The 12618-nt window shown below is 70.4% G+C and carries 13 protein-coding genes; 7 read left to right on the top strand and 6 right to left on the bottom strand.

Annotation, left to right across the window (positions count from 1 at the left end; genetic code table 11):
* Nucleotides 1–41: 41 nt before the first annotated feature.
* Complete coding sequence (locus ASD48_RS31910) at nt 42–602, top strand: TetR/AcrR family transcriptional regulator (RefSeq protein WP_057605281.1); 561 nt, start codon at nt 42–44, stop codon at nt 600–602.
* A gap of 721 nt (nt 603–1323) precedes the next feature.
* Here ASD48_RS31910 and ASD48_RS31900 read toward each other — a convergent pair.
* Together ASD48_RS31900 and ASD48_RS31895 are read right to left on the bottom strand one after the other, a co-directional pair.
* Nucleotides 1324–1983, bottom strand: coding sequence for a YceI family protein (locus tag ASD48_RS31900; RefSeq protein ID WP_057605279.1), 660 nt, complete (start codon nt 1981–1983; stop codon nt 1324–1326).
* A 412-nt stretch (nt 1984–2395) separates the two neighbouring features.
* On the bottom strand, nt 2396–2848 hold the full coding sequence (locus ASD48_RS31895; protein ID WP_157880752.1) for a hypothetical protein: 453 nt from the start codon (nt 2846–2848) through the stop codon (nt 2396–2398).
* Between the two features lie 370 nt (nt 2849–3218).
* On the opposite strand from ASD48_RS31895, the gene ASD48_RS31890 reads away from it, so the two are divergent.
* A complete protein-coding gene (locus ASD48_RS31890; RefSeq protein ID WP_057605277.1) occupies nt 3219–3962 on the top strand; it encodes a GntR family transcriptional regulator in 744 nt (247 codons plus the stop codon).
* 29 nt (nt 3963–3991) lie between these two features.
* Here ASD48_RS31890 and ASD48_RS44530 read toward each other — a convergent pair whose 3' ends face one another.
* Entirely contained in the window at nt 3992–4111 is a 120-nt protein-coding gene (locus ASD48_RS44530; RefSeq protein WP_157880751.1) for an SDR family oxidoreductase, read from the bottom strand.
* A 304-nt stretch (nt 4112–4415) separates the two neighbouring features.
* Between ASD48_RS44530 and ASD48_RS31885 the strand changes: the two genes are divergently transcribed.
* The 3 genes from ASD48_RS31885 to gndA all read left to right on the top strand — a co-directional run bounded on the left by ASD48_RS31885 (nt 4416) and on the right by gndA (nt 8470).
* The gene (locus ASD48_RS31885; RefSeq protein WP_057605276.1) at nt 4416–6050 is read left to right on the top strand and encodes a cellulase family glycosylhydrolase; all 1635 of its coding nucleotides are present in this window, start codon (nt 4416–4418) and stop codon (nt 6048–6050) included.
* A gap of 285 nt (nt 6051–6335) precedes the next feature.
* Entirely contained in the window at nt 6336–6842 is a 507-nt protein-coding gene (locus ASD48_RS31880; protein ID WP_057605275.1) for a MarR family winged helix-turn-helix transcriptional regulator, read from the top strand.
* Nucleotides 6843–7030: 188 nt separating this feature from the next.
* Nucleotides 7031–8470 (top strand): NADP-dependent phosphogluconate dehydrogenase, encoded by a 1440-nt coding sequence (gene gndA / locus ASD48_RS31875; RefSeq protein WP_054240726.1) that lies wholly within the window; start codon nt 7031–7033, stop codon nt 8468–8470.
* 59 nt (nt 8471–8529) lie between these two features.
* On the opposite strand, the gene ASD48_RS31870 is transcribed toward gndA, so the two are convergent.
* Together ASD48_RS31870 and ASD48_RS31865 are read right to left on the bottom strand one after the other, a co-directional pair.
* Nucleotides 8530–9975: a glyceraldehyde-3-phosphate dehydrogenase gene (locus tag ASD48_RS31870; protein ID WP_057605274.1), complete on the bottom strand. Its 1446-nt coding sequence runs from the start codon at nt 9973–9975 to the stop codon at nt 8530–8532.
* Nucleotides 9976–10093: 118 nt separating this feature from the next.
* Nucleotides 10094–10495 (bottom strand): DUF3291 domain-containing protein, encoded by a 402-nt coding sequence (locus ASD48_RS31865; protein WP_057605273.1) that lies wholly within the window; start codon nt 10493–10495, stop codon nt 10094–10096.
* Between the two features lie 135 nt (nt 10496–10630).
* On the opposite strand from ASD48_RS31865, the gene ASD48_RS31860 reads away from it, so the two are divergent.
* Nucleotides 10631–11248: a MerR family transcriptional regulator gene (locus tag ASD48_RS31860; RefSeq protein WP_057605272.1), complete on the top strand. Its 618-nt coding sequence runs from the start codon at nt 10631–10633 to the stop codon at nt 11246–11248.
* Nucleotides 11249–11536: 288 nt separating this feature from the next.
* Entirely contained in the window at nt 11537–11935 is a 399-nt protein-coding gene (locus ASD48_RS31855) for an SseB family protein (protein WP_057605271.1), read from the top strand.
* Between the two features lie 245 nt (nt 11936–12180).
* Here the strand turns inward: ASD48_RS31855 and ASD48_RS31850 are convergent, their stop codons facing one another.
* Nucleotides 12181–12573 (bottom strand): MarR family transcriptional regulator, encoded by a 393-nt coding sequence (locus ASD48_RS31850; RefSeq protein WP_020126045.1) that lies wholly within the window; start codon nt 12571–12573, stop codon nt 12181–12183.
* Nucleotides 12574–12618 lie beyond the last annotated feature (45 nt).

Raw genomic sequence — 12618 nt, 5'->3', positions numbered from 1 at the left:
CATAGAATAGATGGCAACCGACATTCAACCGAGGAGAGCCGATGGGTCGTGTGTCACAGGCGCAGGCGCGGGAGAACCGCGAACGGGTCGTGCGAACCGCCTCCCGGTTGTTCCGCGAGCAGGGCACGCACATCAGCGTCGCCGACCTGATGAAGGCGTCCGGGCTGACGCACGGCGGCTTCTACAAGCAGTTCGCCTCCAAGGACGCGCTCATCGACGAAGCCACCGCCCACGCCTTCGGGGAACTCGCCCAGCGCCGCGCGGCCGCCGTCGAGCAGGGCACCGGACAGCGCGCCGCCGCCCAGCGGGCGCTGATCGACGCCTATCTGTCCGTCGAGCACCGCGACAACCCGGCGGAGGGCTGTCCCACCGCCGCGCTCGCCCACGACATGGCCCGCGAACCCGGCGCCGAGGGGGCGCACCGCGTCTACACCGAGGGCGTGGCCGACTTCGCGGAGTGGCTCGCCACCGAGGACGAGGACGGCGTCGCCCGTCTGTGCACGATGCTCGGCGCACTCGTCCTGGCCCGGGCCACCAAGGACTCGCCCCTCTCCGAGGAGATCCTCACGGCCGCGCGGGCGGCCCTGACGGAAGCGGGCTGATCGGCGGACCGACAGGCCCGGCTCGGGGCCGCCCGTGCAATGGCGTTCCACCTGGTGGGCCGTGGTGCGTGCCGATGTCGAACAGCACGGTCTCGTCGTCCCTGACGAGGTCCGCGCATCGGACGGCCAGGGCGTCCTTGGTCTCGATCCGGACGGCTGCCACGTCGGCGAAGGGATCGTCCTCACCCGGGGCCGGTACGGCAGCGCCGTAGACCCGCATGAGCGGTCGCTCGTCCTCCAGTTGCGACCATGCGCGCCGATGCGTCAAACCCAAGCAAGGGCGAGCATGAATGTCTCGATCCGCGCTTGACTCTTGTCAAAGCTGCGCAGCGGGTGCACTCTCTTGCGTAATTCGGAGCCAGGCCCGGACCCTGCTCCGGTAGGCCGAAGCGGATGAACGGCATATTCCGCCGTCACGGACGCGTCGGCACCGTCCGAGCGGACCAGGTCACGCACCCCGGGTGGCTGAAGGGTTCCCCCTCACGCCGATGCTCTTCAGCCACCCGGCCTCCCGCCGCGCCCTTGCGGCCCAGCATCCTGTTCACCGTCGTGATCTCCACGGTCTCCGGACTGCGGAGTTTCACCGAACCGCTGATCCTGCTCATCGTCGTCGTCGGCCGGTGACCGGTGCAGGCGCAAGGAGCGACGGACGTGAACAGCCGGAACCGTAAACGCCTACGCGGGCTCAGAGGGCCCTGCGCTGACTTCGCCCCCGAGCCGGTCAGCCCGCGGGGGTGGTGCGAATGGCCGCGATGTCGAACTGGAGGCGCACCTTCTCACTCACCATGGCGCCGCCCTCGGCCAGTCGCGCGTTGTACGTCAGGCCCCATTCGGAACGGTCGATGGTGGTGGTCCCGTCGAAACCGGCCCGCTCATAGCCGAACGGGTCGGTGACATGTCCTATGTAGGTGAGTTCGAGGACTACCGGACGAGTGGTCGCCTTGATGGTGAGGTCGCCGGTCATGCGGTACACGTCGGGGCCCGCGAGTCGTACGGCGGTACTGGTGAAACGCATACGCGGATAGGTCGCGGCATCCAGGAAGTCACGGCCGGTCAAATGCGCGTCGCGTTGCTCCACGCCGGTGTCGACGCTGGCGGTGGACAACACGATCTCGGCCCGGGAACGGGCGGGGTCGCGGCCGTCGAAGTAGAGCCGGCTTTGGTATTCCGTGAAAGCACCGCGCACGGTGGTCACCAGGGCGTGCCGGACGGAGAAGCCGATACGGCTGTGCGCCGGGTCGATCATCCAGTCGCCGGTCAGTGCCACGAGGGCGGGATTCGGCAGGCCGGTGGAGTGATGCGACAGCGGGTCGGCGGCGGATTGCGGAGCTGTGGGGGGAGCCGGGCGTCGGGAAGATGCGCCACGGGTGAACAGGTTCATGGTCCACGTAGTTACTGCACCTCAGATAACGCCGCAAGCCTTCCTCGGGAGCGACGCCGGATGAATCCGTACCGAAAGGCTGATACACCGTCATGGAATGACCGGCGCATACAATACCCACACATGCCCGTCACTCCATGGTCAAGGTAATCCCCGGACTTCGACCGGCAGTTCCGTAACGGTCCCGCTCGAAGAAATCCGGGGAAATCGCCGTCGGGCCGGGGCGCCGAAGAGCCGTAACCCGAGAGCCGGGCCACTGTCGGTCTCCGTCGGTTCGATCGGTTCGATCGGTTCGATCGGTTCGGTGTCGGTGAGATGAGCGCGGAGACATGGACGTCACGGGTCATCGCAACGGTGCGGGCGATGACCCGTCGACGGCGCTCGCGTACGACCCCGTGTCCAGGAGCGGCCATTAGGAGCGGCCGCCGCGGTGCCGCCGGAGGAAGGCGATCAGCAGCCGGTTCCAGGCGGCCGGCTGCTCCCGGTGCGGGTTGTGGCCGGCCTCGCGGACGACATGCGTCCCGACGTCCCGCAGATGGCCGGCGTGGAGGCGCATGACGGACGGCGGGCTGTACAGGTCGGCGTCTCCGGTGATGAGTTGCACGGGCAGGGTGAGGGTCTCCAGCGCCGACCGGGTGATCGTGTTCGCGAGGGACTGGGCGAAGGCGGCGGAGGTCCTGGCGCGTTCGTGGATCTCCAGCCAGGCCGCCGCCCCGTCCCGGTCGCCGCCCCGGTACGAGGGGCCGAGCTCCTTGAAGTCGACGGGCATGTCGCCGAACGGGTCGGGCTGGAGGGCGGCGGCGGGCTCCGCGTACTCCGCGTCCTGGACGCCCATGGCACTCCCGGAGACGGTGAGGCTGCGCAACCGGTCCCCGTACGACAGGGCGTAGTCGATCTGGGCGGCGCCCGTCGCCGCGATCGCCGCCCACCACGGAACGTCCGGTGAGGGCCGGTGGACTCGTGCGGACTCGCTTCATGTCTCCTCGTTTCTCCGGTATTCGGGTCTGCGTCGACGTCGACGTCGACGTCCGTCAATGTTCGTGTGGACGCTGCTGGCCGCCCTTGTTGCCGACCTTTTTGCCGACGTTTCTGTTCACTTTCAGGGTCGAACCGCGGTGTTGGAGGCAGACTGTCGACAGCAAGGCGGGCATCTCCGGTGTGGACCACCCAGGGGTGAGACGGTGTCGACACCGTTGCGTCGGCTGTGAGCCCGGACAGGCAGGGAGAAGTACGGCATGACCGTTCAGGACACGCACCTTGTGCTGGAGCGCCTCCTGCGGCTGCGGGACCGGCGCGAACCGCTGGTCGCGCAGATCGCCGAGTGGGTCGGCGCGGGCATCATCGAGGGCCGACTGGAGCCCGGTCAGGATCTGAACAGCGTCGATCTGTCACGCCGGTTCGAGACCAGCCGTACGCCCGTGCGCGAGGCGCTGATGCTCCTCGAACAGGAGGGCCTGGTCGAGATGAAGGCGCGCCGCCGCCCCAGGGTGGCCGCGCCGACCCCGCAGGACATCCGGGACATCTACCAGGTGCGCAAGAACCTCCTGTCGATGCTCGCGGGGCTGCTGGTGGAGCGGGCCGACGACGAGGAACTGGCCGAGCTGCGCACCCGGGTCGAACGGATGCGCGAGCTCGCCGACGACGGTGACGTGGACGGATACTTCTGGAACCACGTGCTGCTCCAGGAGCGGATGTCCGAGATCGTCGGCAACCCCACGCTGAAGCAGATCCTGGACTCGCTGGCCCTGCGCACGCTGATGCTGCGGCACCTCAGCCTGACCCGGGCCGGCCGGCTCGCGCACAGCGTCGACGACCAGGAGCGGCTGCTCCAGGCCTGCGAGGAGCGGGACGGGGAGCTGGCCTCCGCCCTGATCGCGGGGGCGACCGTCCGGGCGCAGCGGGCCGTGGAGGAGCAGTTGGAGCAGGACGGCGCGGCACGCGGACGCAAGCCCGCGCGCGGCCGTCGCGCCGCTTCGTAATCCCCGCCGCAACGCCTCCTGGGAACAGGTCACTTGGCCAGCACTCCGCCGTCCACGGGCAAGTTGCCGCCCGTCACCCAGGCCGACTCCGCCGACGCGAGGTGGACGGCGCACCAGGCGATGTCCTCGGGGGAACCGCCCGTGGGCACCGTCGCCCTCCTCGGCGGGGTGGCGCTCACCCGCGGTCCGGTCCGGTCCTCGGTCCCGCTCGGCGTACCCCCTGGGGCCCTGCCCCTGTCCGGCGGGACCCTGCGCGAGGGCTTGACGTGTACTTGACGTAGTGGCTTCATGGGAGCGCTCCCACAAGCCATCCCCCCCGCACTCCCGCCCCCGGGGACCCCGGCACTCCCGGCACCCCCGTCCTTTCTGCCGCCCGAGTTTCTTGGCCTCACTTCTGGAGTCGCAGTGAGAACAACAAGGAGCACGACCCGAAGCGCGTCGCGAGCGCGCCCCATGAGCACGCTGTTGACCAGACTCGCGGCCCTCCTCGGCCTGGTCCTCGTCGGTGCCCTCTGCCCGGCCGCCGCCCAGGCCCAGACCCGATCGCCCGACGCTCTCGCCACCGGCCTGCACATCAGCGACGGCCGGCTGGTCGAGAGCAACGGGAACGACTTCGTCATGCGCGGCGTGAACCACGCGCACACCTGGTACCCGGGCAGGACCCAGCAGTCCCTCGCCGACATCAAGGCGATGGGCGCCAACGCGGTGCGCGTCGTCCTCGCCGACGGCCACCGCTGGAGCGCGAACAGCGCGTCGGACGTGGCGACCGTCGTCGCGCAGTGCAAGGCCAATCGGCTCATCTGCGTACTGGAGGTGCACGACACCACCGGGTACGGCGAGGACACCGCCGCCGGCACGCTCGACCAGGCGGCCGACTACTGGATCGGCCTGAAGGACGTCCTGGCAGGCCAGGAGAACTACATCATCGTCAACATCGGCAACGAGCCCTGGGGCAACACCGACCCGGCGGGCTGGACCGATCCGACCATCGCCGCGATCAAGAAGCTGCGCAACGCCGGTTTCCAGCACACGATCATGGTGGACGCGCCCAACTGGGGCCAGGACTGGCAGGGCGTCATGCGCGCCAACGCCCAGTCCGTGTACGCCGCCGACACCACCGGCAACCTGATCTTCTCGATCCACATGTACAGCGTCTTCGACACCGCGGCGGAGATCACCGACTATCTGAACGCCTTCGTCGACGCCCGGCTCCCGATCCTCATCGGCGAGTTCGGCGGCCCCGCCGACCAGTGGGGCGACCCCGACGAGGACACCATGATGGCCACCGCCCAGCAGCTCGACCTGGGCTACCTCGCCTGGTCCTGGAGCGGGAACACCGACCCGATCCTCGACCTGACGACCAACTTCGATCCGACGCAGCTCAGTTCATGGGGCCAGCGCATCTTCAACGGCGTCAACGGCATCGCCCAGACCGCCGAGGAGGCGACGATCTTCGGTGGCGGCACTCCGGGTGACACCCAGGCCCCCACCACCCCGGGCACCCCGACCGCCGCCGCGGTGACGGCCACCTCCGCGACGCTCTCCTGGGCGGCCGCCACGGACAACGTCGGCGTCGCCGGCTACGACGTCGTACGGATCAGCGGCACCACCGAGACCGGTGTCGCCGCCTCGACCACCAACTCCGCCACCGTGACCGGCCTCACCGCGAACACCGCGTACACCTTCGCCGTCTACGCCCGCGACGCCGCCGGCAACCGCTCCGCCCGTTCCGCGGCGGTGAACGTCACCACCGGGAGCGCGCCCGCCGTGGCCTGCTCCGTCGGCTATCGCGTCGTGGGGGAGTGGCCCGGCGGCTTCCAGGGCGACATCACCCTGCGCAACACCGGTACCACCGCCATCAGCGGCTGGAAACTGGCCTTCGCCTTCGCCGACGGTCAGACCGTCACCAACATGTGGGGTGGGACCGCCACCCAGAGCGCCGGCTCGGTGAGCGTCACCCCCGCCGCGTACACGTCCACCGTCCCTGCCGGCGGCTCGGTAACCGTCGGCTTCATCGGCAGCAAGGGCGCGACCAACACCGCGCCGACCGCGTTCACCCTCAACGGCGGTGCCTGCGCCACCACTTGACCGGCCCGCTGCCACCGACCGGCGGAGGGCTTCGGCGCCTCCGCCGGCCGGTGTTCCGTACCGGTGTTTCCGCACCGGTTTCCATACCGGTTTTCCGTGCCGGTGTTCCGCACGGGGCAAGGGTCTGCCGAGGATCGGCGGCCGAGTTGCATTCGGCGCACGCCGACGACGGCTCGTCCGGTCGACGACGGCTCGTCCGGGCGGTCCGGATGGTCCGTTCGCTCCGGCTGGTCCGGCCTTTCCGGCTCTCGGGGCGGGTACGGGCCCAACCCGTAGGGTGTGCCCATGTCCACGACGCCCCGCTGGCTCAACGCCGACGAACGACGAGCCTGGCTGGCCTACATCGAATTCTCCACCCTGCTCGCCGACCACCTCAACCGGCAGCTGCGCCGCGACGCGGGTATGACACACGCCGACTACAGCGTGCTCGCCCACCTCTCCGCGGCCCCGGACGGCACCCTCGGCATGTCCGAGCTCGCGCAGCGTCTGAAGATCACCCGCAGCCGCCTCACCCACGCGGTGAACCGGCTGCGCGAGGACGGTCTCGTGGACCGCCGGGAGGACCCCGCCGACGGCCGGGGCCAGCTCGCCTTCCTCACCGACCAGGGCAGGTCCCTGCTGGAGGAGGTCGCCCCGGGGCATGTGGAGGCCGTCCGGCGGGCGGTGTTCGACGCCCTCACCCCCGAACAGGTGCGTCAGTTCGCGGACATCGGCGAGGCCATCGGCGAGGCCCTGGTGCGGGCCGAGAACACCGAGGCCGACCCCGCGGGACTGCCCTGGCGTCGCCGGTAGCGGCTCGGGCGACCCGGCCGGTCCCGCCGGTCCGGGACGGCTCGAAGGGTCTGACCGGCTCACGGGATCGCCGGTCGTCGCAAGGAATCGCCGACGGATCGAGAAGAACCGGCCGACCGTCCGTACCTGGGGGTACCGGGGGGCCGCCCGCCCCTCCGACCACGCCACCGATCCTAGGGACGTACCTCGTGAACGCAACCGCCGCCATCGGCGTCACCGGCCTCGGCGTGATGGGCCGCAACCTCGCGCGCAACTTCGCCCGCAACGGCTACACCGTCGCCGTCCACAACCGTTCCGCCGGTCGCACCCGCGCGCTCGTCGAGGAGTTCGGCCACGAGGGCGCCTTCGTCCCCGCCGAGTCGGCCGCCGACTTCGTGGCCGCTCTCGAACGGCCCCGCCGGCTGATGATCATGGTGCAGGCGGGCGCGGTCACCGACGCGGTCATCGACGAGTTCGCCCCGCTCCTGGAGCCCGGCGACATGATCATCGACGGTGGCAACGCCCATTACGCCGACACCCGCCGTCGCGAGGAGGCGCTGCGCGAGCGCGGTCTGCACTTCGTCGGCGCAGGTGTCTCCGGCGGTGAGGAGGGCGCCCTGAACGGGCCGGCCGTCATGGTCGGCGGCTCCACCGAGTCGTACGACGTGCTCGGCCCGATGTTCGAGTCCATCAGCGCGAAGGTCGGCGGCGAGCCCTGCGCCACGCACATCGGCACCGACGGCGCCGGACACTTCGTCAAGATGGTGCACAACGGCATCGAGTACGCCGACATGCAGCTCATCGCCGAGGCGTACGACCTGCTGCGCCAGGTCGCCGGCTACACCCCGGCGGAGATCGCCGACATCTTCCGCACCTGGAACGAGGGCCGGCTCGGCTCCTACCTGATCGAGATCACCGCCGACGTCCTCGGCCACACCGACGCCACCACGGGCCTGGCGTTCGTCGACATCGTCGCCGACGCCGCAGGTCAGAAGGGCACCGGCCGCTGGACCGTGCAGACCGCCCTGGACCTGGGCTCCCCGGTCACCGCCATCGCCCAGGCGACCTTCGCGCGCGCCGCCTCCGGGCAGAGCGCCCTGCGCGCCGCCTACGCCGGCCTTCCCGGCGGCACCACACCCCCGCTCAGCCGCACCGAGGCCACCCGCTTCACCTCACAGGTCGAGCACGCCCTGTACGCCTCGAAGGTCATCGCCTACGACCAGGGCTGGAAGATGATCCAGGACGCGGCAGGCGAGTTCGGCTGGAAGATCGACCTCGGTGCGGTCGCCCGGATCTGGCGGGGTGGCTGCATCATCCGCGCCTCGTTCCTCGACCGTATCCGCGCCGCGTACGCCGCCGACCCGGACCTGGTCAGCCTGCTCGGCGAGATGGAGTTCGCCATGGAGATCACGGACGCGCAGGTGCCCTGGCGGGAGACGGTGGCCTCCGCCGCCCGTCGTGGCATCCCGGTGCCCGCCTTCTCGGCCGCGCTCGCCCACTACGACACCCTGCGCGCGGAGCGCCTGCCCGCCGCCCTGCTCCAGGGCCAGCGCGACTACTTCGGCGCCCACACCTACCAGCGCACCGACCGCCCCGGTGCCTTCCACACCCACTGGGCCGAGGCCGACCGCCCGGAGACGTCGGCCTGACACACGGGAGTGGGGCGCCCTCGGCCCAGGGCGCCCCACTCCTTTTCGTGCCGTCGGTCTCAGACGCCCGTCGCCGGGTACGTCGGGTACTCCACCCCGGAGACGTGCTGGACGACCCGGACGACCTGGCAGGAGTAGCCGAACTCGTTGTCGTACCAGAGGTAGAGGATCGCGTTGTCGCCGTCGACCTTGGTGGCGCCCGCGTCGATGATCGAGGAGTGGCGCGAGCCGATGAAGTCCATCGAGACTGCGTCCGGCGCCGTGGTGAAGTCGATCTGGCGCTTGAGCGGCGAGGTCAGTGACACCTCACGGAGGTGATCGAGGACCTCCTCACGGGTCGTCTCCCGGCCGAGCCGCAGGCTGAGGATCGCGATCGAGACGTCCGGCACCGGCACGCGGATCGAGCTGCCGGTGATCGGCGCCTTGAGGTCGGGCAACGCCTTGGCGACGGCGGAGGCGGCGCCGGTCTCGGTGATGACCATGTTCAGCGGCGCCGAACGGCCCCGACGGTCGGCCTTGTGGTAGTTGTCCAGCAGGTTCTGGTCGTTGGTGAACGAGTGGACGGTCTCCACGTGGCCGCGCAGCACGCCGTACTCGTCGGCCATCGCCTTCAGCGGCGGGACGATCGCGTTGGTGGTGCACGAGGCGCAGGAGAGGATCTGCTCGTCCGGCTTGATGGTGTCGTGGTTGACGCCGTGCACGATGTTCGGCACATCGCCCTTGCCGGGCGCGGTCAGCACGACCTTGTCGATGCCCGGCCGCAGGTGCTTGGCGAGGCCTTCGCGATCGCGCCACTTGCCGGTGTTGTCGATGAGGATGGCGTCGCGGACGCCGTACTCCGTGTAGTCGACCTGGCTCGGGTCGTCGGCGTAGATCACCGTGATCTCGTTGCCGTTGGCGATGATCCTGTTGTTGGCCTCGTCGACCGTGATCGTGCCCTGGAACTGGCCGTGCACCGAGTCGCGGCGCAGCAGGGACGCGCGCTTGACGAGATCCTGGTCGCCGCCGCCGCGCACCACGATGGCGCGCAGTCGCAGGCCGTTGCCGGAGCCGGACTTCTCGATGAGCAGACGGGCGACGAGCCGGCCGATGCGGCCGAAGCCGTACAGGACGACATCGCGCGGCTCGCGCCGGTCGATCTTGTTCGCGCCGGTGGCACCGGCCACGGACTCCGCGGTGAACTCCGCCACCGACAGACCGCGGTCGTCGGCCCGGTAGGTCGCGGCGAGCATGCCGAGGTCGATCTGCGACGGGCCGAGGTCGAGCGCGGTGAGTGCCTCGAGGAACGGCAGCGTCTCGGTGACCGAGAGCTCCTCGCCCGCGATCTGGCGGGCGAACCGGTGGGTCTTGAGGATGCTGACCACCGACTTGTTCACCAGGGAGCGGCTGTGCAGCAGGACGGTCACGTCCCGCTCGCGGTGCAGCTTCCCGATCATCGGGATCATCGACTCCGCGATCTCCTCGCGGTTCTTCCAGTTGGTGAACGAATCGTCGTTGAGCGTCACGGGCCTATCTTTCGAGCTAGGTGGCGCTCATATGCTAACCCTGCGGTCATTCGATCATTCAAGCGGGCCCGCGCTCAGCTGTGCACCCCCGTGGGGGGCGGCCTCGGGGCGAGGGTTCTCAGGTGCCGGCCCGCTCCTGGTCGGCGAGCCGCCGCCGGGCGTCGGTCCAGTCGATGGGCAGGTCGGATGCCGGTACCTCCCAGAACGTGAAGACCGAGCCCTTCATCGTGGGCCGCAGCCCTTGCATGATCGACCTGTGGGGTTCGGTCCGTGCGTAGCCGTACAGCGCGGCCTTGTCCTCCCAGGCCGACAGGGTCCAGAAGGTGCGCTTCAGCGGCTGGGCGATCAGCGAGGCCCCGTAGGCGCCGGGTGCGCCGCAGACCTGCTTCCAGGCCCTGAGCGACTGGACGAAGAAGCGCGGCACGTCCTTGAGCGAGCGCACCTCGAACCGGGACGCCATGACGAACGCGTCGGTGTCCGGAGCGGGGGTGTCGACGGTGGTCCAGCGCAGGGTGGGCATGACTGTGGCCTTCTCTCTTCGGCGAGGCGAAGGAACATTGGATACCTCCACTATCTATGTTAGACAGTAGAGGTATCCAGTTTTCAAGGGCAGGGCCGGACCGAAACCGAACCGCAGGAACCGGAGCCGAACCGCATGCGCATCTCCGAGCTGAGCCGCCACAGTGGCGTCTCCGTGACGACGATCAAGTACTACCTCCGCGAGGGACTGCTCCAGCCCGGTCGGCAGACGGCGGCGACCCAGGCCGAGTACGACGGCCGGCATCTGCGCCGGCTCCGCCTGATCCGCGCCCTGACCGGCGTCCGGGGGCTGTCCGTGAGCACCACCCGCGAGGTGCTGGACGCCCTCGCGGAACACGCCGGCGACACCCACCGCGTGCTCGGCCTCGCCCTGGGTTCGCTCCGGCTGGACGACGAGCCCGCCGAGGAAACACCCGAGGGTGCCGAAGTGGCCGCTCTGGTGGAGGAGTTGGGCTGGGACGTGCACGAGTCGGCGCCCGCCCGGGCCACCCTCGCCGAGACCATGTCCTCGCTGCGCTCCCTCGGCGTCCCGCTGGACCGGCACACCCTGCTGCCGTACGCGCGGCTGGCCGAGCGCACCGCCACCCTCGATCTCGACCAGCTCGACGGCCTCACCGACCCGTTGGAGACCGCCGAACGCGCGCTGCTGCTGACCGTCCTGCTGGAGCCCGCCCTGATGGCGCTCAGGCGCATGGCGCAGGAGAACGAGTCGGCCCGCCGACACCCTTCTTGACGTCTGCCCGAACCGGGGGCTCTCGCCGATGTCGTGAAATCCGGCCCCGAGGGAATCCGGCCCCGAGGGAATCCGGCCCCGAGGGGACCGGGAACCGGCCCCGGGAGGAACCGGTCGCGAGTGGGCCGCGGGCCGCCTCTCCATGGGCCACACGGATCGCACGGTTCGTCCGGATCTGTGCCGGGCATGTGGTGGTCGGCGCCCCGGGGGCCGCCGGGGGATTGAGCGCCGGCCGGTCGGGTACGCGTGGCCGAACCGCCCGAACCGCCGCTACCAGGGGAGACCGTCATGGAGACACCCGCGCACGACCGCAGCAACAACCCCGCCGCGCTGGCGCTGGACGCGCTGGCCCGGGACACCGAGGACACCGCCGCACTGGACACGCTCGCGCACTGCGACGTCCTGGTGCCCGTGCCCGACGACGCGATGGACGAGGACGTCACCAACCCGGCCACGGTCGCGCTGCCCGTCCTCGAACAGCCCGGCGCCGCGCCCGTGGTGCCGGTGTTCACCTCCGAACCGGAGATGGCGGATCTGCTGCCCGAGGTCGCCCGCTACCGGCTCGTGCCCCTCGGCGCGCTCGCCGCGCAGTGGCCGACCGGTGAGCTGTCCCTGTCGATCGACGCGGCCGGCGACCATCCGCTGACGCTCACCTCGGAGGGGGTCCGCACGCTGCTGGCCCGCTGACCCACGGACGCGGCGAAGACGCCGGCGCCCTGCCGGGACCGGACGAAGCCCGCACCGGCCGGTGCGCGCAGCGCCTTCCCCGCATCGGGCTCCCCCGTGCACCGGGGGAGCCGGGAGGTCTCGGGCGCCTCGTCCGGAGAGCCCGCAGAGCCCGAAGCGTCCGGAGAGTCCTGTCCGGTGTGCCGGAGACGCGGGGGCCGGCGAGGTGCCGTGGCCTGCCGTCGGCCTGACCCGGCGGACCGGCTCTAGGACTCGGCCAGCATCCGCCCCAGCACCGCCCGCTGGAGCGGCAGTACCTCGGTGTGCAGGTCACGGCCCTTGCGGGTGAGGGCGACCCATACCCCGCGCCGGTCCTCCACGCAGACGGAACGCTCCACCAGGCCCTCCTTCTCCAGGCGGCCGATGAGCCGGGAGAGCGCGCTCTGGCTGAGGTGCACCCGTCCGACCAGGTTCTGCACCCGGCACTGGTCGCCCTCCCGGGGCGCCTCGGAGGCGAGGATGTCGAGCACTTCGAAGTCGCTCGCCCCGAGGCCGTGCGGATGCAGGGCCCGATCGATCTCGCACATCGTGCGCGCGTGCACCGACAGGATGTCCCGCCACCGCTCTTCGAGGCCCGCCCCGGCCGTCTTCGCTGCCATATGTGCACGGTAACACCGATACGGCGATTCATTGAGTGTGCAACT

Origin of the sequence: Streptomyces sp. Root1310, assembly GCF_001426425.1 — a bacterium.
In the GTDB taxonomy this organism is placed as follows: Bacteria; Actinomycetota; Actinomycetes; order Streptomycetales; family Streptomycetaceae; genus Streptomyces.
Note: the sequence above shows the minus strand (reverse complement) of the source record. Positions and strands in the feature narration are given on the sequence as shown.

Bases quoted from the DNA above. Each gene is read 5' to 3' on its own strand.
- ASD48_RS31910 (WP_057605281.1), top strand. From the start codon at position 42: ATGGGTCGTGTGTCACAGGCGCAGGCGCGGGAGAACCGCGAACGGGTC.
- ASD48_RS31900 (WP_057605279.1), bottom strand. From the start codon at position 1,983: ATGAACCTGTTCACCCGTGGCGCATCTTCCCGACGCCCGGCTCCCCCC.
- ASD48_RS31890 (WP_057605277.1), top strand. From the start codon at position 3,219: ATGACCGTTCAGGACACGCACCTTGTGCTGGAGCGCCTCCTGCGGCTG.
- ASD48_RS31885 (WP_057605276.1), top strand. From the start codon at position 4,416: ATGAGCACGCTGTTGACCAGACTCGCGGCCCTCCTCGGCCTGGTCCTC.
- ASD48_RS31880 (WP_057605275.1), top strand. From the start codon at position 6,336: ATGTCCACGACGCCCCGCTGGCTCAACGCCGACGAACGACGAGCCTGG.
- ASD48_RS31865 (WP_057605273.1), bottom strand. From the start codon at position 10,495: ATGCCCACCCTGCGCTGGACCACCGTCGACACCCCCGCTCCGGACACC.
- ASD48_RS31860 (WP_057605272.1), top strand. From the start codon at position 10,631: ATGCGCATCTCCGAGCTGAGCCGCCACAGTGGCGTCTCCGTGACGACG.
- ASD48_RS31855 (WP_057605271.1), top strand. From the start codon at position 11,537: ATGGAGACACCCGCGCACGACCGCAGCAACAACCCCGCCGCGCTGGCG.
- ASD48_RS31850 (WP_020126045.1), bottom strand. From the start codon at position 12,573: ATGGCAGCGAAGACGGCCGGGGCGGGCCTCGAAGAGCGGTGGCGGGAC.